Below are 19,892 nucleotides of genomic sequence, written 5' to 3'. Positions count from 1 at the left end.
CGGCGTGCGCTGCTCGCACTTCGGGCGCTGTCCGCGCCTTGGCTCATGCGTTGGATGCCGTGTCACCCGTCGGGCGCTTGACACCAGACTCCGGCGTCAAGGGTCGGCCGAAGGTCTCGGCATAGTCATCCGCATAGGGCGCGAGTGTCCGATAGACATGCGTCGGCACAATGCGCTGCTCGAAACGACCGAAGCGCTCGCGCACATGCTGCAGATTGCGGAACAGCTTCATCTCGATGATGGCGCGCGCGAACTCGAGTCCGCGCGGTCCACGATGGCGCTGCAGCCAGGCGATCAGCATCCGGATCGGCTTCGGTGGCTTGCCAGGTGGTTTGGCCAGCATCTGCAGGTAGCGCGGCATGCCGCGGCCGCGCTCGCCGGCGCTGTTCGCGGGCTGGAATTCCAGCTCTGGGCGCAGCAGATCCAGCAGCGCCTGGCCGCGCTCGCTGCGCGCCAGCACCCATTGCCAGCCGAGCGGGGCGCCCATGTAGCCGATGGTGATGTCGGCCAGGCTATTGGGATAGTCGAAGCAGGACAGACAGGCCGAGGGGAAGACGCCATCGAGCTTGTCCATCGGGAAGTCGATGAAGTTGAGCTGCTCGATCTGGCCGTCCTCATGGCGCATCTTCAGGCTGTAGTCCTGCATGAATTCGTAGTGGACGATGGTCTGCGGCGATTTCGAGACTTGGTCCAAGAAATAGACCAGGTCCGGGTAGGCAACGTTGTCGCTGCAGGGGATGCCGATCACATCGAGGTGCTCGAGGCCAAGCTCGGCCTCGAGCTGCGGCTGAGCGGCGCGCAGCATGTGCACCTGACAGCTGGTGCCGATGAAGGCGAGACGTTTGACGCCGCTCGCGCGCACCTCGTCGAGCAGCGCGAGGTTGGGTGAAAGGGCCGGTTTGTTGCCAGCGCTGGCGCGCACCTCGTCTGGCGTGCGGGCGAGGATCGGGCGCGGCGCGAAGCGGGTGCCGGGCATGGTGGCGGCGGTGATCACCGCCTCGACCTCGCCGCGCTCGAGCAACCGCGCCCCGAGCGTGGTGACCATGCCCGACCATTGCGCGCCTGGCACTGGCGGTTTCATGCGCGCGATCTGCATGTCGCGGTAGACGCCGAAGCGCAGCTCGTCGCCGTCCCGGCGGTTGCGCCCGAACAGCCGTTGCTCGATGGCCTCGGTCTGGTTGCGCACGAAGACGCAGGTGCGCGCCATCTCGGGCTTCAGGAAGCTGTCGCAGAGACCGCAGTCGCTGCACAGCTTGGGCCGCCCGGCGAGGCGCGCATCGCGGCTGAGCAAGGTGGTCTCGCGCAGGCCCTTCGAGGGGCCGTCGCCCAACAGCTCGGGGTCGAGGTCTTGAAAGGCGGCAGCGGACTGGTCGGGCATGAGAAGTGGGCCGTTCGGTGGAGGTTCGGTAGACAGTGGCGCTTTTGTAACCTCGAGGCGCCGCGTCTGGGTATGCGTTAGGTCAGGCTGGGGCCGGATCAACTGCTGGCAAGCACGCGAATCCATCGCTGCGTGAAGGGATGTCAGACGCGATCGGTTAGGCTAGTATTCACCGATCAGTCCGACCCGAAAGCCCAGAAGGACGGCGAGCCGGATTGAGCGGTCTCCAACGGCCACTCAGCCGCCCGACCAACCGCCAGAGCCGTGATCGCCGCCACCGCCTGCCGCACCACCCACGCGCGCAAGCGCATCTTCTCCCGCGCCGTGCCCGGTGCCGGGTCCGCGCACAACCACTCGCAGAGGACATCGGTCGGCGTCTCGAAATCACAATGACCCGCCTGCGGAATCCGCAACAAACGCGCCTGCTCGCGCTTGGCAAAGAGCGCCTCCGCGTTCCCCTGAGCATTGCAATGGGTCGGCGACCCCGCCAACCCCAACAACGGCTGCTCCAATTGCCGCGCCGCGCGCTGTCCGATGCCCTGGGTATCCACCAGATCCAGAGTGACCACGCCCAGCGCCCGCTGATCATGGCGCGCCGCCACCAAGGCCGCCAGGCCCCCGGCCGAGAACCCGGCATAGATCCGCTCCCCGTCGCCGACCTCGGCCTGCAGATGCCGGGCCAGCGCGATCATATCCAACCCATTCTGCTGATGACGCCCGGCCCAGGGACGCATGTTGCACAGGTCCAGCGTCGCCACCGGCAGCCCGGCCGCCGCGATCGCCTCCGCCAACCCGCGCATCCGCGCCTGCGAGCGCAGGAACCCATGGCCCAACACCACCAACGCCGGCGCTTGCGCCGAGCGCGCCGCCGCCTCCGGCCGATAGAGCCGATACGCCAGCGGGCAACCGGTCGTCGAGGGCAAGATCCCATGCTCCGGTCTGCCGCCGTCCATGCCTGCATCCGACCCCGCATCCAAGCCAGACTGCGGTGCCAACTCCAGGCCACCCGGCACCCAAGGCGGCCGTGAACAACCGGCCAGCAACAGCAGACCGGTACAGACCCAAACCCCAATACGCCTGCTCATATCCATAAACCCCAGATGGCTCTACCCAGAGCAACGCGCAAGCCAACGTCTCCAAGCAAGACTGACATCATGCCGCCAACCCCAGCCCCGATTCACCGCCCCATCCACCGCCCAGCCGGCGCCGAACAGCCCCCACATCACCTCGACACCCTGCTCGCGCGCCTCTACCGCCATCGCGGCCTCGACGGCCCGCTCGAGCAACGCCTCGGCGCCCTGCACCCCCTCGAACAGCTGCGCGACATCGACACCGCCGCCGCGCTGCTCGCCGACCACATCCAGACCCACCGCCGTCTGCTCATCATCGGCGACTACGACGCCGACGGCGCCACCGGCACTGCCGTCGCCCTGCTCGGCCTGCGCGCCCTCGGCGCCGGCCCGCTCGACGCGCTCATCCCCAGCCGCTTCACCGACGGCTACGGCCTCAGCCCGGCTGTGGTCGATGCCGCCGCCGAGCGCCACCCCGATCTGCTCATCACCGTCGACAACGGCAGCGCCAGTCACGCCGGCCTCGCCCGCGCCCGCGAACACGGCCTGCCGGTGCTGATCACCGACCACCACCTGCCCGGCGCCGAGGCCCCCGAGGCCGCCGCCCACGTCAACCCCAATCAACCCGGCTGCCCGTTCCCGAGCAAACACCTCGCCGGCGTCGGCGTCATCTTCTACCTGCTCATCGCCACCCGCGCCGAACTGCGCCGCCGGGGCTGGTTCCACGGCCCGCGCCCCGATCCCAATCTCGCCGAGCTGCTCGATCTGGTCGCCCTCGGCACGGTGGCCGATGTCGTCACCCTCGACGCCAACAACCGCATCCTCGTCGAGCAAGGTCTGCGCCGCATCCGCGCCGGTCACTGCCGCCCCGGCCTGCGCGCCCTGCTCGAGATCGCCGGCGCCCAGCTCTCCCGCATCAGCGCCCGCGACCTCGCCTTCCTCGCCGCCCCGCGCCTCAACGCCGCCGGCCGTCTCGAGACCATGAGCGCCGGCATCGATTGCCTGGTCGCCGACCAACCCCTCGCCGCCATGCGCGAGGCCCAACGCCTGCACGCCCTCAACCAGGAACGCCGCGCCCTCACCCAACGCATGAGCGCCGAGGCCGAACAGCTGCTCGCCCGCCAACAGGGCCTCGCGCATGCCTCCCCGGACAGCGCCCCGCAGACCGCCTCCCAGGACGGCGCCCATCCTCGCCCCACCGGCCTCTGCCTGTTCGCCGAGGACTGGCACGAAGGCATCATCGGCATCCTCGCCGCGCGCCTGCGCGAACGCAGCCATAGCCCGGTCATCGCCTTCGCCCCCGGTAGTGATGGCTTGCTCAAAGGCTCCGCGCGCTCCATCGAAGGGCTGCACCTGCGCGATTGCCTCGCCGCCGTCGACCGCGATCACCCCGGCCTCATCACCCGCTTCGGCGGTCACGCCATGGCCGCCGGTCTCAGCCTCCCGCGCAGCGCCCTCGAGGCCTTCCGCGCCGCTTTCGCCGCCGCCGTCGATGCCGCCCTCGGTCCCTCCGCCACCACGCCGACCCTGCACAGCGATGGCCCTCTCGGACCCGCCCTGCTCAACCTCCCCACCGCCGAGGCCCTGCGCCTCGCCGCGCCCTGGGGCAAAGGCTTCGCCGAACCCCTGTTCGACGGCCCCTTCCAGATCAGCGCCCCGCGCCTGCTCAAGGATCGCCACCTCAAACTGCGCGTCCATCCCGACCAGGGTCCGCCGCTCGAGGCCATCGGTTTCAACCTCGCCGAGCAACACCCGCGCGGCGCCACTCACGCCCAGCTCGTCTACCGGCTCGATGTCAACGACTACCGGGGCCTGCGCAGCCCCCAGCTCCTCATCGAGCAACTGGTCCCGCTATCCGCCTGAGCCCGTGCTCAGCCAGCGCTCGAGATCCGCGATCGGCATGGGGCGGGCGAAATAGTATCCCTGATAACGCTCGCAGCCGTGGGCGGCGAGAAAGTCGCGCGCCGTCTCGGTTTCGACACCCTCGGCGATGACCTCCAGCCCCAGGCTGCGGCCCAGCGCGATGATCGTGCGCACAATCGCGGCATCGTGCTCATCGACCTCCAGATCCCGCACGAACGACTGATCGATTTTCAATTGATCGAACGGCAACCGCTTCAAATATGACAGCGACGAAAAGCCCGTACCGAAATCATCCAGCGAGAACTGGAGACCCACCGCCTTCAGCCGCGCCATGGTCGTGACCACCTGATCCAGATGTTCGAATAGCAGACTCTCGGTGATCTCCAGCTTCAATCGCTGCGGATTCGCCCCCGACTGATGCAGCGCCTCGACCACCTGGTTGACAAAATCCGCCTGCTGAAACTGCCTCGCGCTCACGTTCACCGACAGCGACAGACCCTGCAACGCCGGCGCATCCTCCCAACGCCGCAACTGCTCGCAGGCGGCCCGCAGAATCCACTGTCCCATCGGCAGGATCAGCCCCGAGGCCTCGGCGAGCGGAATGAACGCCGCCGGCGAGATCAATCCCTGTTCCGGGTCCTGCCAACGCACCAAGACCTCCGCCCCCAAGACGCGGCCCCCGGCATCCACCTGCAGCTGATAGTGCAACCGCAATTGCCCTGGAATGGCACGCCGCAATCGCGCCTCCAGCCCGACCCGCTGCTCCAAAGCCTGCTGCATCTCGGGATCAAAGAAATGCAGCCGATCACGCCCGAGCTTGCGCGCCTGAAGCATCGACGCATCGGCGCGCTTGAGCAGATCGGTCACGCTGTCCAAGGCGCCATCGAACAGGCAGATCCCCATGCTGGCGGTGATCACATACTGGCTACCATCGACCTGGATGGGTTGGCGGATCGCCGCGAGCATCTGCTCCCCCGACTGCTTCGCCTGCAACATCGACGCCTCGGCCTCGGCATCCAGGTTTTCCACCACGACCACGAACTCATCGCCACCGAGACGAGCCACGGTCTCGTCCGTGTTCACCGCCGCGAGCAGACGGCGCGCGATCCCGATCAACACCTGATCGCCGACATCATGGCCCTGGGTATCGTTCAGCGCGCTGAAATCATCCAGATCGATGAAAAACACCGCCCCGCAATTGAGTAACTGCTGACTCGAACGCAAGGCCTGCTGCAACCGGTCGATGAACAGTCGCCGATTGGGCAGATTGGTCAGCACATCGAAATACGACAGGTGATGGATCCGAGCCTCGGCCTGTTTGTGCAGGGACATATCCTCGAACGCCCCGACATAATGGCTGACGCGGCCTTCGGCATCCCGCACCGCCGAGATATGCAGCCAGTCGGGATAGATCTGACCGTTTTTGCGACGGTTCCAGACCTCGCCCTGCCATTGATCCTGCTCCTTGATCTGTTGCCACATCACCTGATAGAAGGAGGGCTCATGCTGACCGGATTTGAGCATGGCTGGCGTGCGCCCGATCACCTCATCCTGACGGTAACCGGTGGTCCGACAAAAGGCGCGATTGACCCGCAGAATCCGCTGCTCGGCATCGGTGATGATCATCGCCTGGCGGATGTCAAAGGCCTTCGCGGCAATACGCATCTCCCGCTCAGCCTCCTTTTGCGCCGAAATATCCTCGGTAAAGACCACAATGCCGCCAATCGAGCGATCCGCCCTGTACCAGGGGCGCACCTCCCAGCGTTGCCACTGGGTGCGCCCATCCGGGCGGACGAAAGAATCGTTATCGGTACTCAAGACCTCTCCGCGCAATGCGCGTTGATGCACCTCGCGCCAGCGCTGTGGAATCTCGGGAAAGACCTCGTAATGGGGGCGGCCGGTCAAGTCCTCGCCCAGCATCCCATAGTCTCTCAGCCAACGCTGGCTGACCACCATGAAGCGCAGCTCGGTATCGAGCATGGCCAGCGCCGCCGGCGCATGCTTAATGAACAGATGCAGCCGCGCCTCGCCCTGGGCCAGTTGCCGCTGGCGTAGCGCCAACAAGCCATACAGCAACAGCGCGGTGACGAGGATAAAGGCGATGCCCTTGTACTGCTGCCACTGCAGGAACTGAGCGGCATCCTCGGTGAGGAGCGCAAGCCCTCGATCGGACAGGAGGATCCACAGATTTCCAAACGCGAGATAGGCCAGAACAAGCCAGATCCCGGGACTCTTCCAATGCATGCATCATCCTATTGCCAATGAGTGCCAGACGAGTCAAGTATAGCCTAACCGTGTTTCCTGCCAATGACGGCGTTTCGGGCGGCGTTCCCTGCGTCTTTACCCCCACCCAGCCAATACACTTGAAATCCGAGTCGGAAACAGGAATGATAATAAAGGTTTGACCAAAAACAACCTGATCGAGGTACCACTGATGAACGACGAATACCGTAGCGCCGAAGAGATCCAAGCCCATCTCGAGAAGCTCAGGCAAGACCAAGCCGCCCTGGAGCAGGCCCTCAAGGATCGGCGCAAGGAAGAACAGAAAGGCCTCGCCGCCGAGATCAAAGCCCTGATCGATGAGCGCGGCCATGATGTGCTCGAGATCGCCGACCTACTCCGTGGCGGTCAGAAAAGTGGCGGTCAGAAAAAACGCCGTCGCACGGCCGCCAACAAAGACAACAGCAGCTACGTCCATTATGTCGATCCGGACAACCCCGAGAATATCTATACCCGGGGGCGGATGCCAAAATGGCTCACCGAGAAGATGGCCGTCAACGGCTTCGATCCGAAAAACGCCGAACACCGTCAGCAATTCAAGGAGCAGCACCTGACGCCTTTGGCGGCTTGATTGCAACCGCTGATACCAACCAAGGGATGGCGATCAAAGCTCGGCCACGAAACCATGAAAGATGGCGCTCGTCGGCCGAGCCGTGCTTGCGAGCATTCGGCTCTTTCCCTAACGTTTGCCCTTGACGAAGGCGCGCAACCGTCCGCGCTTCTGGCGCTGACGCGGCGTGAGGGTATTCTTGCGCCCAGCGAACGGGTTGGGGCCGCTTTTCAGCTCCAAACGTAGTGGTGTGCCTTGCAATCGCAGCGCCTCGCGCAGGCGCTTGATCAGATAGCGCTGATAGCTTTCCGGCAGGGCTTCGGTCTGATTGCCATGGATGACCACGATCGGCGGATTGCGCCCACCCTGGTGCGCATAGCGCAGCTTGATCCGGCGTCCATGTACCAGCGGTGGCGCATGCTCGCGCACGGCATCCTCGAGCAGCCGCGTCAGCAGCGGCGTGGGCAGGGTGCGCATCGCGCTCGCATAGGCACGATCGGCGGCCTCCAAGAGCAATCCGACCCCGCTGCCATGGAGTGCCGAGATCCGGTGCTGCTCGGCGAAATTCAGGAAGGGTAATCGCCGCTCGATGGCCACCTTCAGCGCTGAACGGGCATCGGGCGTGAGCCCATCCCACTTATTCACCGCCACCACCAGCGCCCGACCACTGTCGATCAGGTGGGCGGCCAAGGTCGCATCCTGCTCGCCAATGCCGGCGTGGGCGTCCAAGACCAGGATAGCGACATGACAGGCCTCGATGGCTTGCAGTGTCTTGATGACACTGAAATGCTCGATCGCTTCGCTGATCCGAGCCCGCCGGCGCATCCCGGCGGTGTCGATCAAGCGATATTGACGCTCACCTACCGCGAAGGGTACTTCGATACTGTCGCGCGTCGTGCCTGGACTGTCGAAGACGACCACCCGTTCCTCGCCGAGCAGCCGATTGATCAGGGTCGATTTGCCGGCGTTCGGCCGACCGACGACGGCGACACGGACGGCCTCGGTGGTCGCTTCATCGGTCTCGGCGGAGGCCGCATCGTCGTCGCCCGCTGGCAGGGTCGCGAAGATCCCGGTGATGAGCGCGGAGACACCGCGACCCTGCAAGGCCGCGATCGGCTGTGGATCACCGAGGCCGAGCTGATGCAGCTCACCGGCGGCCAGGGTCCAATCCAGGTGATCGACCTTGTTCGCGACCAGGGTCACCGGCTTGCCGGTGCGGCGCAGCTGCGCGGCGATCTCCAGATCGGCGGGCGTGGTCCCGTCGCGCGTATCGACCAGGAAGAGCAGGTGGTCGGCCTGCGCGATCGCGATGCGCACCTGCTGCTCGCTTAAGGCCTCGATACCATCTCCACCGCTGATACCCCCAGTATCGACGACCACATAGGGCCCGGGGCCTACGCGTCCGATGCCGTATTGGCGATCGCGCGTGAGCCCCGGCACGTCCGCCACCAACGCATCACGGGTGCGCGTGAGCCGATTGAACAGGGTCGACTTGCCGACATTCGGCCGACCGACCAGGGCGAGGACCGGCAGCACGGTGCTCAACCCTGCCCGCCAGACGAGGATGTCTCGGCCGCTGGGGTCGTCTCTAAACGATCGCCCGTTGGAGCGCTCGTTGCCCGCACCGCAGCGACCGTCCCATTCACCAACTGCACATAGAGCGTCTGGCCGGCAACGACTGGAGTGGAGGCCACTGCGGCCTTGCCCACGCGCTCGCGACCCAGCAAGCGTCCATCACGCGGTGATACCCAATGCACATAGCCCTCGAGATCGCCGACCGCCAGGGCATCGCCAATCACCACCGGCGCTGTCAGGCGTCGATAGCGCAAATCGTCCTGTCGCCAACGTCCAGCGCCATCAGTTGAATCGGCCGCCCAGAGCTGGTCATCGGAGTCGGTGATATAGAGCGCGTCGGCGCTCGCCGCCAGCCCAGCGTGGGCCGAGAGTTCGCGCCGCCAGAGCACCGCGCCGCTGCTGATGTCGACGGCCGCCAGATCGCCGTTGAAGCTGGCGACGAAGACCTGCTCGCCGACCACCACCGGGTCGGTGTCGATATCGGCGATGCGCTCGAGTTCGGTGCGGCCGCTCGGTGGCGAGATCGTGACCTCCCAGATCGGCACCCCTTGCTCGGGATCGAGGTAGATCAGTCGGCCGTTAGAGACGCCGACGATGATCCCATCAGTGCCGGCGGCAGGAGTGCTGCTGCCACGCAGTGTCAGGATCGGCGCCTGATAGCCGAAGTGCCAGCGCTCGCTCCCGTCGCTGAGTTCCAGTCCATAGACACTGTCGTCGATGGTGTGGACGACGACGAGGTCGCCGAAGATGCGCGGCACCGAGAGCACCTCGCTGCGGAGCTGGGTGCGCCAGCGTTGACTGCCATCACGGGTCGAGAGCAGCAGCACCTCGCCATTGGAGGCACCGACCACCAGTTGTTCGCCATCGACATCGGGGCCGCCGCTGAATGGCATGCGCCGCTTGTCGCGCTCCCAAATCGGACGCCCATCGGCGGCATTGAGAGCAACCACGGTGCCGCCGTGGTCGGCGGCATAGACCCGATTGCCGGCAACCGCAGGGCGCAGACTGAGGGTGCGTCCATCCTGACCCTTGCCGATGCGCGTCGACCAGAGGGTGCGGATCTGGACCGCTTGGGGCGCCGTCTTGGCCAGCTCGGTGGGCGGCCTCGGATGCTTGTTGCGCCCAAGGCCGATCCAGCCGAGGCTGCCGCAACCTTGCAACAGCACGCTGCCGCCGAGCGCGAGCAGGAAGGCTCGACGCTGTGTGCAAGGGGGTCGATGGCTGTTCATGATGCTCAGGAGGTGCTGTCGTTCGCCGCCGGCAGGTCTTGGAGTTTGAGTTCGATCAGCCGCGAGAGTCCGGCGCCGCCGGCGAGCGCGGCCTCATAGGCCGCGCGCGCGTCGGCGATCTCGCCCTGGGCGAGCGCGATATCACCGCGCAAGCCCGCGAAATCGGCTGTGAAGGCGCCGCCATCATCATGCCGCTCGATGACCTTGAGGGCATCATCGAGCGCCTCATTGGCGATCAACACGCGCGCGAGCCGGAAGGCCGCGAGCTTCGCCAGCCCCGGATTCGGCGCGCGCGCCACGGCCGAACGCAGCGCCTCGGCGGCACCGGCGAGATCATCCTGCGCGATCCGGACCTTGGCGAGCGTGAGTTCGGCAAGTGCGGCGTAGGGCGTCTTGGCGTGCGCGTCGATCAGGGCCTCGGCCTGTTTGGCCGCTGAGTCATTTTGACCAGTGTTCGCGGCCATCAGCAACTGCTCGAAGGCGAGCGAGGCCCGCTGGCCAACCTGTTCCTGATGATTGATCCAGGCGCGCCAGCCGAAGACCGCGACCAGCCCGATGACGATACCGGCGATCACGGCGGTGCCGTTCTCCTTCCACCATTTTTTGATTGCTTCGACCTTCTCGTCGTCTGTGGTCAGCTCTGCCATGGGAGTCCTGTTGCTTGTCTGTGGTCGGGGAGGGCAGCGCCTTAGAGGAAACGGGGCAACTGCTCTGCCAAGGCGTCGATCGCGACGCTGGTCTGTTCGGGCTTAGTCTGCTCGGCTTTGGCCTGATCGGTGCTGGCCTGCGTGCGTTCATCTTGAGGCGCGCGCAGCGGCTTGATGCCGATGCGCCCCTGAGCCAGCTCGTCATCGCCAAGCACCAGCGCGACCCGCGCACCGCTGCGGTCGGCGCGCTTGAATTGGCTCTTGAAGCTGCCGCCGCCGCAATGGCAGATCAGCCGCAGTTCGGGCATGGCGTCGCGGATCTGTTCGGCGATGGGCATCGCGGCCGTGCTGGCCTGTTCGCCGACGGCGATCAAGTAGGCATCGGTGCTGGCCGGTGGCGCGCTGTCGCTGAGTTCGAGCAGGCGCTCGAGTCCAAGGGCGAAGCCGACCGCTGGAGTCGCGCGTCCGCCGAGCTGTTCGACGAGCCCATCGTAGCGACCGCCGGCACAGACCGTGCCTTGGGCGCCGAGCGCGTCGGTGATCCATTCGAAGACGGTACGATTGTAATAGTCGAGCCCGCGCACCAAGCGTGGATTGATCTCGTAGGCGATGCCGGCGCGCTCGAGGCCGGCACAGAGCGCCTCGAAATGCGCGCGTGAGTCGCTGCCCAGGGCCTCGTTCAGGCTTGGCGCCGAAGCGATGAGGGCTTGCAGGTCTGGATTCTTCGAGTCCAGCACGCGCAATGGGTTGGTCTCCAAGCGCCGGCGGCTGTCATCATCGAGTTGATCCTCGTGGGCGCGCAGATAGGCGACTAGTTGCTCGCGATAGACGGCACGCTCGGCGCTATCGCCCAGGCTATTGATCTCGAGCCGTAGGTTGCCGAGGCCGAGTGCCTGCCAGAGTCGGTGCGTGAGCAGGATCACCTCGAGGTCGATATCCGGACCGCTCAGGCCGAAGACCTCGACGCCGATCTGATGGAACTGGCGGTAGCGGCCGCGCTGCGGGCGCTCGCGGCGAAACATCGGCCCGCGATACCAGATGCGCCGGGGTTGGTCCAAGAGGCTGTGCTCGATCGCCGCGCGCACGCAGCTCGCGGTGCCTTCGGGGCGCAGGCTGAGCTGGTCACCGCCGCGATCCTCGAAGCTGTACATCTCCTTCTCGACGATATCGGTGACCTCGCCGATCGAGCGTTTGAACAGCTCGGCCTGCTCGACCAGTGGGGTGCGCATCTCCTGGTAGCCGTAGCGCTCGAGCACCGCGCGGGCGCGGTCTTCGAGCTGTTGCCAGCGCGCGCTCTGGTCCGGGAGCAGGTCGTGCATGCCACGGATTGCGCGCAGGGGGGTCTGCCTTGCCATCGCTTCTTGTCCTAGTCGGTCGCGCCCGGCGTCGCGTCAGTGTTCGAGTTGGGTGTTTGGGCGCTGATCTCGGCGGGATCGAGCTCGAAGCGGGCCACATTACCACGCGCGACCGAGCGCAGGTCATAGGGTGCCCCGCCAACGGTCAGCTCGACTGCCGCAGCGTTGCCGATCACCAGGGAGTACGGCGGTTCACCGTCGAGCGTCTCACGGTCGCCTCGGCTCATCTCGCCGAACAACAAGACCTCGCCGGTGGCGTCGCGGATATCGACCCAGCAGGGGCCGGTGAAGCCCAGTTCGATGGCTGTTGCGATCGAGTCCGTCGGTGCCGACACCGCCTCTTCCTCGTCATCCGCAGGCGTCTGCGTCGGTCTCGACACGGGCCGTTCGACCTCGGGGCTGGGTGGCGTGGGTAGCGGGGCGCTCAAGGGGTCCATGGTGCGGTCGGCTGGCGCCCTGTCGAGGGCCGGGCTGTCGGCGACCTCGGGGATCGGGTCGGTGGCCGATGCGGGCGACTCAGCCCCCGGTTCGGCCATTCTGACATCGGAACTGGTGCCAAAGATGGTCTCGGAGCCGATGCCGGTCTCGGAGTCAACATCAGTGTCACTGGCGGGCGGTCCGTTCAAGGCGGATTGCGCCCGATCGCTCGGGGAGCGGGCCTCGGTGTTGGTGCCCATTCCGGCCACTGGCTCTGGTGCAAGCTCGCGCTGTTGATCCCTCGCGGAGAAGGATTGTGGCGCGGAGGGTTCCGGCGTCGAGGTCTGCTGCGCTGGCTCGTCAGACCCTGAACGCATGGTCCACCAGGCATAGCCGCCAGCCGCCGCTGCGGCCAGGACGATCAGGGCCAGGATGAGATAGCCCCCGATGCCGCCACCATCAGTCTGCTCGCCGTTTTGCTCGCTACGCGCGAAATGGCGTGGCGGCGGCTCGGCATTGGGATGGAGGCGCCGAAAGCTCTGATTCAGGGGCTCGGGGTCGAGCCCCACGAGCCGTGCGTAGCTGCGGATATAGCCGGAGACGAAGGTGGCGCTGGGTAATGGCGCGTAGTCGTCGCGCTCGATCGCCTCGACCACCTGCGGCGTGAGTCGCAGTGCTGTGGCGACATGGGAGATGTCGAGCTTGCGCGCTTCGCGCGCCTGCCGCAGCTGCCGTCCGGGTGAGTCCGGGATTGCCGAACCGGCGACCACGGGCGTGGGTTGTTCGGGGGTGGGCGCGTGTGCCTCGTCGGCCGTGGTCACAGTTCTATCACCTCGGGTGAATGGGGGAAGCGCTGGCGCAGGGTGCGCTCGAGTTCGCGCGCGAGTTGGGCGTTGCCGAGCTGCCGTTCAATCCGCGCGGCGAGCAGGAGTGCCTCGGGGGTCGCCGCGCCCGTATGAGAATAACGCGCCATCAGCGATCGTGCGCTTTGATAGTCGCCATGCTGATAATCACGCTTGGCGAACGCGAGTAACGCCGGTGGGAAATGCGGGTTATGTTCCAATGCCGCTTGTAGATAGCGTTTGACATCGGCGTCTCGACCGGCCCTGCGTGAGCAGTCAGCGGCGTTCATCAGGGCGACTTCCTGGCCCTGGTAGAGCGGCTCGGCAAGGGCGGCGGTGATCTCGGCGAGTCCGGTCTCATGGCGACCTTGAGCACACAGGACCGCGCCCCAGGCATTGCGGTAGTCCGGATTCTGTGGTGCGCGCTTCACCGCCTGGGCGAACTCGCGTTGGGCGTCATCGCCCTGGCCGAGCCGCTGGTAGACGATGGCGAGGATATAGCGCGCACGCGCACTGCGGCGGTCCGTGGCCACCGCTTGTTGCGCACGTTCGAGCGCGGTTTCCAACTGGCCCCTCTGGACGTACTCGGTGGCCAGATCAACGTAGAGATCGGCTGGGCTCTCGCCCTCTGGCACGCCTGCGCGTTGCCCCAGCGCGCCCGCGCAGCCGCTCAGCGCAAGCGCTAACAGGAGGCTGCTCAAGCTCGGGAGGAGCGATGCTCGGCGGCCGGTCATGGGCTGCATCAGGGACCAAGGCTAACGGGGAGTCCGGCCACGGGGAGTCCAGCTTCGACGCGCGGTAGCCGACGATTACGCACCTGACCGATGAGCTGACCGCAGGCGGCGGCGATCTCATCGCCACGAGTCTTGCGCGTGGTGGCGACTAAGCCGGAGCGTTTGAGCCGTTGCCGGAAGGCCTCGATGCGGTCTGGATCGCTGGTGTCGAAGCCGCTACCCAGGAAGGGATTGAAGGGGATCAGGTTAACCTTCGATGGCGTGCCTTCGAGCAGCCGAATCAGGGCCTTGGCATGGCGATCACTGTCATTCACGTCCTTGAGCATCACATATTCCCAGGTCACCCGGCGGCGTGGCTCACCGCGCAGATAGGCCCGGCAGGCGGGGATCAGTTCTTCCAGGGGATATTTGCGATTGATCGGCACGAGCTGATCGCGCAACGCATTATCGGGTGCATGCAGCGAGACGGCGAGCGAGACCTCGCTGAGTTCGGCGAGCCGGTAGATGTTTGGCACGATCCCGGAGGTCGACAGGGTCGCGCGCGTCTTGGCCAGCATGTAGGCGAAATCGTCCTGCATGATCGCCATCGCCCGCACCACCGCGTCGAAGTTCGCCAGCGGCTCGCCCATGCCCATCATGACGATGTTGGTCGGCGGCTTACCCAGTGCCCGCGTGGCATGCCAGACCTGGCCGATGATCTCGCCGGTGCTCAGGTTACGGCTGAAGCCCTGGCGGGCGGTGGCGCAGAAGCGGCAGTCGAGCGCGCAGCCGACCTGCGAGGAGACGCAGAGCGTGCTGCGGCTCTCCTCCGGGATGGAGACGGTCTCGACGCGCTGGCCGTCGTGGAGTTCGAACACCCATTTGATGGTGCCATCGGGCGATGGCTGCTCGAGCGCGACACGCGGCAGATCGATGCGTGTCTCGGCGGCCAGGCGCTCGCGCAGGGCCTTGGAGAGATCGCTCATCGCCTCGAGATCGCAGACGCCGTGCTTGTGCACCCAGCGGAACAGGTTACGCCCGTGGAACGGCTTGAAGCCCCAGCCAGCGGTCAGGGCCTCGAAGCCGGCGCGGTCGAGGTCGAGCAGCGGGATGCGAAGGTCGGGCGTTGTCTGCGATGCCTGTTGCATTAAATTCAGCGGGTGCGCTTGCAGAGGCCGTCGGGGAAGAAGAAGCCGATCTCGCGCTCGGCCGTCTCCGGGGCGTCGGAGCCGTGTACCGCGTTCTCGGTGAAGGAGTCGGCGAAATCGGCGCGGATGGTGCCGGGCTCGGCATTGGCTGGATTGGTGGCGCCCATGAGTTCGCGGTTCTTGCTGATCGCCTCCTCGCCCTGGAGCGCCATCACCAGCACGGGCCCCGAGGTCATGAAGCCGACCAGCTCATCGAAGAACGGCTTGCCCTGATGCTCGGCATAGAAGGCGCTTGCCTGCTCAAGGCTCATGTGCAGCATGCGCGCCGCGACGATTTGCAATCCGGCCTGCTCGAAGCGGCTACAGATGGCGCCGATCGCATTCTTGGCGATGGCATTGGGTTTGATGATCGACAGCGTTTGTTGCTCGGCCATGCGGCGGGCTCCTGAAGAGGGTTGTCCGATGTGCGGGCATCGCCGTCGGGCGCGGCTCGCGCATCGGTGAGAGGGATCATGTCAGCCGCACATTTTAGCTGGATATGCGCTCACAAATCCATCGCCCGAGCGCTGTCAGTATTTGCCTTGGCCAAGGTCAGCCTTTGCGCAAGAAGAGCCAGGCGACCAGGCCCATGAAGAGGGCGAATTCGATGGCGGGCAGGGGGATGTCGTTCATGCGCGTTGTCTCCCAGGGCTTCGAAAAGACCAACTAAAATGGTCGGGCGAGTGCATGATGTGATGGCGGTCAACGTCTCGCGGCAGGCTGGTTGCTAGAGTGCGGTATCGGCGATTATGACAGTCTTGCTGCAGTGCACAAATCGCAGTAAGCTGCGGTCCGCGTAATGGCCATGCGGTTCGTCCGTGCATGGCGCTTCATCCAGGGGAACTGGGGTTTAGGTGGGATAATGACAGAATATGCGTTGATCTTGGTCAGCACGGTCTTGGTCAACAATTTCGTATTGGTCAAATTCTTGGGCCTATGTCCGTTCATGGGGGTCTCGAAGAAGCTCGAGACCGCGATCGGCATGGGGTTCGCGACCACCTTCGTGCTCACGTTGGCGGCCGTGACCACCTGGATTGTCAATACCTATCTGCTGGTGCCGCTCGGCATCGAGTACCTGCGCACCATCGCCTTTATCCTGGTGATCGCGGTCGTCGTGCAATTCACCGAGACGGTGATGCACAAGACCAGCCCGGTGCTCTATCAGGTGCTCGGCATCTTCTTGCCACTGATCACCACCAACTGCGCGGTACTTGGCGTCGCCTTGCTCAATCTCCAAGAGCAGCGCGGCTTTCTGGAGTCGGCGCTCTATGGGTTTGGCGCCGCCATCGGCTTCTCGCTGGTGCTGGTGCTCTTTGCCGCGATGCGCGAGCGGGTTGCGGTGGCCGATGTGCCGGAACCCTTCCAAGGCAGCGCGATCGCCATGGTGACCGCAGGACTCATGTCCTTAGCTTTCATGGGGTTTGCCGGTTTGGTTTCGGTTTAAGCTGGTTCGTTCCCTGGTTGAGAGACAGGGGTCACAACGCAATGGGGTTGCGGCGGGCAGGGCTGCCGCGAGGCGATGAGCCGACCGCTGATGGCGACCCCGGGAGAAGATTGAGATGTTGATAGCGATTGCGGCGATCGCGGCCCTTGCCATCGCCTTTGGGCTGCTGCTCGGCTATTCGGCGATCCGCTTCCGCGTCGAGGGCGATCCGATCGCCGATCAGGTCGATGCGCTGCTGCCGCAGAGCCAATGTGGTCAGTGCGGGTATCCAGGTTGCCGGCCCTATGCTGAGGCCGTCGCCTCTGGCGAGGCCGAGATCAATCTCTGCTCGCCGGGCGGCGAGGGGACCATGCTCGCGATTGCCGATCTGCTCGGGCGCGAGCCGGTCGAGGTCGGTGAGATCGAGGAGACGCCGAAGCAGGTCGCGGTGATCGATGAGCAGACCTGCATCGGCTGCACCAAGTGCCTGCAGTCCTGTCCGGTCGATGCCATCGTTGGCGCGGCCAAGCAACTGCACGGCATCATCGCGAGCGAGTGTACGGGTTGCGGCCTCTGTGCGAAGCCCTGTCCAGTCGATTGCATCCATTTAGTGCCGGTGCCGGAGACGGTCTCCAATTGGAAATGGCCCTATCCAACCCCGCTGCGCCCGCGCGTCGTGCTGCCACCCGCGTCCGACCTGCTGCCGGAACATCGCGAAGCCGCTTGAGCTGAATTGCTCCAACGCCCTCAATGCGCGCGCGACACCCAAACAGCCTCTAACAACGAGCACGCTTTACCAGATGTCAGGTCTCAGATCGCTCCTCGGCAATGGTCAACGCAAGCTGTGGCAGTTCCACGGCGGCGTCCATCTGTCGGATGAAAAATCGCTCTCCAATCGCAGGCCCGTCGCCGACGCCCCGCAATCGCCTCAGCTCGTGCTGCCCTTGCAGCAGCACATCGGCGCTCCGGCGCGTTGCCGGGTCGCGGTGGGCGATCAGGTGCTCAAGGGACAGCTGATCGCCGAGCCTCAGGGCTACATCAGCGCCCCCATCCATGCCTCGAGTTCGGGCACCGTGGTCGCCATCGAGCCGCGTCCGATCCCGCATCCCTCGGGGCTCAGCTCACCGTGCGTGGTGATCGAGACCGATGGCGAGGATCGCTGGGGCGAGCTGCCACCGCCGCTAGCCGCATCCGCCGCCGAGATCGATGCTTGCGAGGTGGCTGAGGTGCGCGAACGCATCCGCGCGAGCGGTATCGTCGGCATGGGCGGCGCTTCGTTCCCGTCGAGCGTGAAGCTGAATCCTGGTCGGGATCAGCCCATCGATACCCTCGTGATCAACGGCGCCGAGTGCGAGCCCTATATCACCTGTGACGATCTGCTGATGCGCGAGCGCGCCGCCGACATCCTCGATGGCGTGCGCATCATGTTGCATCTGATCAAGGCCAAGCAAGCGCTGATTGGCGTCGAGGACAACAAGCCCGAGGCCGCAGACGCCTTGCGCCGTGCGCTTGACGCGGCCGAACTCGGCGGGCGTGTCGAGGTGGTGGTGGTCCCGACGCTGTATCCGAGCGGTGGCGAGAAGCAGCTGATCCGCATCCTCACCGGTAGGGAGGTGCCGAGCCACGGCATCCCGGCTCAGATTGGGGTCGTCTGTCAGAACGTCGGTACGGCGGCCGCAGTGGCCGATGCGGTGCTGCGCGGGCAGCCGCTGATCGAGCGCCTGGTCACCGTGACTGGTCGTGGCGTGGTCGAGCCGCGCAATTATCGGGTGCCGATCGGCACGCCGGCGGCGGCGCTGATCGCCGCCAGCGGTGGCTACAGCGGCGATCTCGCCAAGCTGGTCGCGGGCGGGCCCATGATGGGGTTTCGCCTCGAGACCGATGCGGTCCCGATCACCAAGGCGACCAACTGCCTGCTGGCACTGACACCGGCCGAGAGCCCGGACCCGGGAGCGCCCTTGGCCTGCATCCGCTGTGGGCGTTGCGCCGAGGTTTGCCCGGCCAACCTGCTGCCACAGCAGCTCTACTGGCACGCGCGCGCGAAAGAACTGGACAAGGTGCAGGATTACAACCTGTTCGACTGCATCGAGTGTGGCTGCTGCGCGCATGTGTGCCCGTCGCATATCCCGTTGGTGCAGTACTACCGCTTCGCAAAGACTGAGAGTTGGGCGCGCGAGCAGGAGAAACGCGCCGCAGACCACGCCCGCGAGCGGCATGCCGCGCGCGAGGCCCGGCTCGAGCGTCAGGAGCGCGAACGCAAGGCGAAACTGCGCAAGAAGAAGGAGGCGGTTGCGGCGGGCGGCGCCGCGCCGAAAGGCGACAAGGCTGGCAAGGACGACACGGCCGATAAGCAGGCGGCGATCGAGGCCGCGCGCCGGCGCGCGGCCGAAAAGAAGTCAATGGTCGCGGAGACGCGGCAAACGGCTCGGCCCGTCGCCCAGAGCGTCTCGGAAAACGCTTCCGGGAGCGCCGCCGGCAACACCGCTGAGAACACACCGGGCAATACACCGGGGCGGGATCGCGCGGCTGCGGCACCTGTCGACGAGCCGAATGGCGCCCTACTTGAGCGGCGCGAGACGGCCGCAGCCGGTCAGGAGTAAGCCGAGTGGCCACAACCTTCATCTCCTCGCCGCATAGCGCGCGCGTCAACCAGGTCGACCAGGTGATGCAGCAAGTGTGCCTGGCGCTGGTGCCGGGCACCCTGGCCATGGTTTGGTTCTTCGGCTGGGGCGTGCTGATCAACATGGCCCTGGCGACGGTCTTCGCCGTGATCGCGGAGGCCCTGGCGTTAATGCTGCGCAGGCGCCCCGTGTTACCGGCGATCAAGGACTACAGCGCGGTGGTGACCGCGCTGCTGTTTGCCTTGACGATACCGCCGACCTTGCCCTGGTGGATGACGCTGCTCGGCATTCTGTTCGCGATCCTGATCGTCAAACAGCTCTATGGCGGTATCGGCTACAACCCCTTCAACCCGGCCATGGCCGGCTATGTGTTCTTGCTGATCTCTTACCCGGTGGCGACGACGAGTTGGTTGCCACCGGATGTGTCGGCCTTGCTCGAGGCGCGTGATCTCACCACGCTGTCGTTGATCGACTCGGCACGCCTGATCTTCACCGGTACCCTGCCCGAGGGGCTGACCTGGGATGCGATCACCGCAGCGACGCCGCTCGACGAGATGCGCACCTTGCTTGATCGGGGGCAGCGCATCGAGGAGATCCGCGCCAGCAGTCCGCTCTGGGGCTTTTTCGGTGGTCGCGGTTGGGAAGTGGTCGCGGCTGGATTCCTGCTCGGCGGGATCTATCTCCTGAGGCAACGCGTGATCACCTGGCATATCCCGGTGGCGGTGCTCGGCGGACTGTTGAG

Annotated in this window: 17 protein-coding genes; 6 read left to right on the top strand and 11 right to left on the bottom strand. The window is 65.7% G+C overall.

What is annotated here, in order from left to right:
- Nucleotides 1–43 precede the first annotated feature (43 nt).
- Entirely contained in the window at nt 44–1,378 is a 1,335-nt protein-coding gene (locus AC54T3_RS15325; RefSeq protein WP_496626116.1) for a Coenzyme F420 hydrogenase/dehydrogenase, beta subunit C-terminal domain, read from the bottom strand.
- A 176-nt stretch (nt 1,379–1,554) separates the two neighbouring features.
- Nucleotides 1,555–2,331 carry an alpha/beta hydrolase gene (locus tag AC54T3_RS15320; protein WP_496626114.1) on the bottom strand — a complete coding sequence of 259 codons (777 nt, stop codon included), beginning with the start codon at nt 2,329–2,331 and terminating at the stop codon, nt 1,555–1,557.
- 201 nt (nt 2,332–2,532) lie between these two features.
- Here AC54T3_RS15320 and recJ point away from each other — a divergent pair, with 201 nt between their 5' ends.
- Nucleotides 2,533–4,311 (top strand): single-stranded-DNA-specific exonuclease RecJ, encoded by a 1,779-nt coding sequence (gene recJ / locus AC54T3_RS15315; RefSeq protein ID WP_496626112.1) that lies wholly within the window; start codon nt 2,533–2,535, stop codon nt 4,309–4,311.
- Here the strand turns inward: recJ and AC54T3_RS15310 are convergent.
- Entirely contained in the window at nt 4,300–6,555 is a 2,256-nt protein-coding gene (locus tag AC54T3_RS15310) for a putative bifunctional diguanylate cyclase/phosphodiesterase (protein WP_496626110.1), read from the bottom strand. The genes recJ and AC54T3_RS15310 overlap by 12 nt on opposite strands.
- 157 nt (nt 6,556–6,712) lie before the next feature.
- Between AC54T3_RS15310 and AC54T3_RS15305 the strand changes: the two genes are divergently transcribed.
- Complete coding sequence (locus tag AC54T3_RS15305) at nt 6,713–7,162, top strand: H-NS histone family protein (RefSeq protein ID WP_496626108.1); 450 nt, start codon at nt 6,713–6,715, stop codon at nt 7,160–7,162.
- Nucleotides 7,163–7,270: 108 nt separating this feature from the next.
- Here AC54T3_RS15305 and der read toward each other — a convergent pair whose 3' ends face one another.
- The 8 genes from der to ndk are packed head-to-tail and all read right to left on the bottom strand — an operon-like array spanning nt 7,271 to nt 15,501.
- Nucleotides 7,271–8,677, bottom strand: a complete 1,407-nt coding sequence (gene der / locus AC54T3_RS15300) for a ribosome biogenesis GTPase Der (protein WP_496626137.1) — start codon at nt 8,675–8,677, stop codon at nt 7,271–7,273.
- Between the two features lie 5 nt (nt 8,678–8,682).
- Nucleotides 8,683–9,945, bottom strand: coding sequence for an outer membrane protein assembly factor BamB (gene bamB / locus AC54T3_RS15295; protein WP_496626106.1), 1,263 nt, complete (start codon nt 9,943–9,945; stop codon nt 8,683–8,685).
- 5 nt (nt 9,946–9,950) lie between these two features.
- Complete coding sequence (locus tag AC54T3_RS15290) at nt 9,951–10,592, bottom strand: YfgM family protein (RefSeq protein WP_496626105.1); 642 nt, start codon at nt 10,590–10,592, stop codon at nt 9,951–9,953.
- 41 nt (nt 10,593–10,633) lie between these two features.
- A complete protein-coding gene (gene hisS, locus AC54T3_RS15285) occupies nt 10,634–11,947 on the bottom strand; it encodes a histidine--tRNA ligase (protein ID WP_496626103.1) in 1,314 nt (437 codons plus the stop codon).
- Between the two features lie 11 nt (nt 11,948–11,958).
- Nucleotides 11,959–13,185 (bottom strand): helix-turn-helix domain-containing protein, encoded by a 1,227-nt coding sequence (locus tag AC54T3_RS15280; RefSeq protein ID WP_496626102.1) that lies wholly within the window; start codon nt 13,183–13,185, stop codon nt 11,959–11,961.
- Entirely contained in the window at nt 13,182–13,907 is a 726-nt protein-coding gene (gene pilW, locus AC54T3_RS15275; RefSeq protein WP_496626100.1) for a type IV pilus biogenesis/stability protein PilW, read from the bottom strand. The genes AC54T3_RS15280 and pilW overlap by 4 nt, the downstream gene beginning before the upstream one ends.
- A gap of 41 nt (nt 13,908–13,948) precedes the next feature.
- Nucleotides 13,949–15,067 (bottom strand): dual-specificity RNA methyltransferase RlmN, encoded by a 1,119-nt coding sequence (gene rlmN, locus AC54T3_RS15270; RefSeq protein WP_496626098.1) that lies wholly within the window; start codon nt 15,065–15,067, stop codon nt 13,949–13,951.
- A gap of 5 nt (nt 15,068–15,072) precedes the next feature.
- Entirely contained in the window at nt 15,073–15,501 is a 429-nt protein-coding gene (gene ndk / locus AC54T3_RS15265) for a nucleoside-diphosphate kinase (protein WP_496626097.1), read from the bottom strand.
- A gap of 467 nt (nt 15,502–15,968) precedes the next feature.
- On the opposite strand from ndk, the gene rsxA reads away from it, so the two are divergent.
- The 4 genes from rsxA to AC54T3_RS15245 all read left to right on the top strand — a co-directional run.
- Nucleotides 15,969–16,550 carry an electron transport complex subunit RsxA gene (rsxA, locus tag AC54T3_RS15260; RefSeq protein WP_496626095.1) on the top strand — a complete coding sequence of 194 codons (582 nt, stop codon included), beginning with the start codon at nt 15,969–15,971 and terminating at the stop codon, nt 16,548–16,550.
- A 115-nt stretch (nt 16,551–16,665) separates the two neighbouring features.
- The gene (rsxB, locus tag AC54T3_RS15255) at nt 16,666–17,256 is read left to right on the top strand and encodes an electron transport complex subunit RsxB (protein WP_496626093.1); all 591 of its coding nucleotides are present in this window, start codon (nt 16,666–16,668) and stop codon (nt 17,254–17,256) included.
- Between the two features lie 73 nt (nt 17,257–17,329).
- Complete coding sequence (gene rsxC / locus AC54T3_RS15250) at nt 17,330–19,129, top strand: electron transport complex subunit RsxC (RefSeq protein ID WP_496626091.1); 1,800 nt, start codon at nt 17,330–17,332, stop codon at nt 19,127–19,129.
- Between the two features lie 5 nt (nt 19,130–19,134).
- Nucleotides 19,135–19,892: RnfABCDGE type electron transport complex subunit D (locus AC54T3_RS15245; RefSeq protein ID WP_496626089.1), on the top strand; the 758-nt coding region annotated here is incomplete at its 3' end.

Source organism: Halochromatium sp. NSM3, assembly GCF_059621085.1.
Note: the sequence above shows the minus strand (reverse complement) of the source record. Positions and strands in the feature narration are given on the sequence as shown.

Bases quoted from the DNA above. Each gene is read 5' to 3' on its own strand.
- bamB (WP_496626106.1), bottom strand. From the start codon at position 9,945: ATGAACAGCCATCGACCCCCTTGCACACAGCGTCGAGCCTTCCTGCTC.
- rlmN (WP_496626098.1), bottom strand. From the start codon at position 15,067: ATGCAACAGGCATCGCAGACAACGCCCGACCTTCGCATCCCGCTGCTC.
- AC54T3_RS15310 (WP_496626110.1), bottom strand. From the start codon at position 6,555: ATGCATTGGAAGAGTCCCGGGATCTGGCTTGTTCTGGCCTATCTCGCG.
- rsxA (WP_496626095.1), top strand. From the start codon at position 15,969: ATGACAGAATATGCGTTGATCTTGGTCAGCACGGTCTTGGTCAACAAT.
- AC54T3_RS15320 (WP_496626114.1), bottom strand. From the start codon at position 2,331: ATGGACGGCGGCAGACCGGAGCATGGGATCTTGCCCTCGACGACCGGT.
- recJ (WP_496626112.1), top strand. From the start codon at position 2,533: ATGCCGCCAACCCCAGCCCCGATTCACCGCCCCATCCACCGCCCAGCC.
- AC54T3_RS15290 (WP_496626105.1), bottom strand. From the start codon at position 10,592: ATGGCAGAGCTGACCACAGACGACGAGAAGGTCGAAGCAATCAAAAAA.
- ndk (WP_496626097.1), bottom strand. From the start codon at position 15,501: ATGGCCGAGCAACAAACGCTGTCGATCATCAAACCCAATGCCATCGCC.
- AC54T3_RS15325 (WP_496626116.1), bottom strand. From the start codon at position 1,378: ATGCCCGACCAGTCCGCTGCCGCCTTTCAAGACCTCGACCCCGAGCTG.
- rsxC (WP_496626091.1), top strand. From the start codon at position 17,330: ATGTCAGGTCTCAGATCGCTCCTCGGCAATGGTCAACGCAAGCTGTGG.
- rsxB (WP_496626093.1), top strand. From the start codon at position 16,666: ATGTTGATAGCGATTGCGGCGATCGCGGCCCTTGCCATCGCCTTTGGG.
- hisS (WP_496626103.1), bottom strand. From the start codon at position 11,947: ATGGCAAGGCAGACCCCCCTGCGCGCAATCCGTGGCATGCACGACCTG.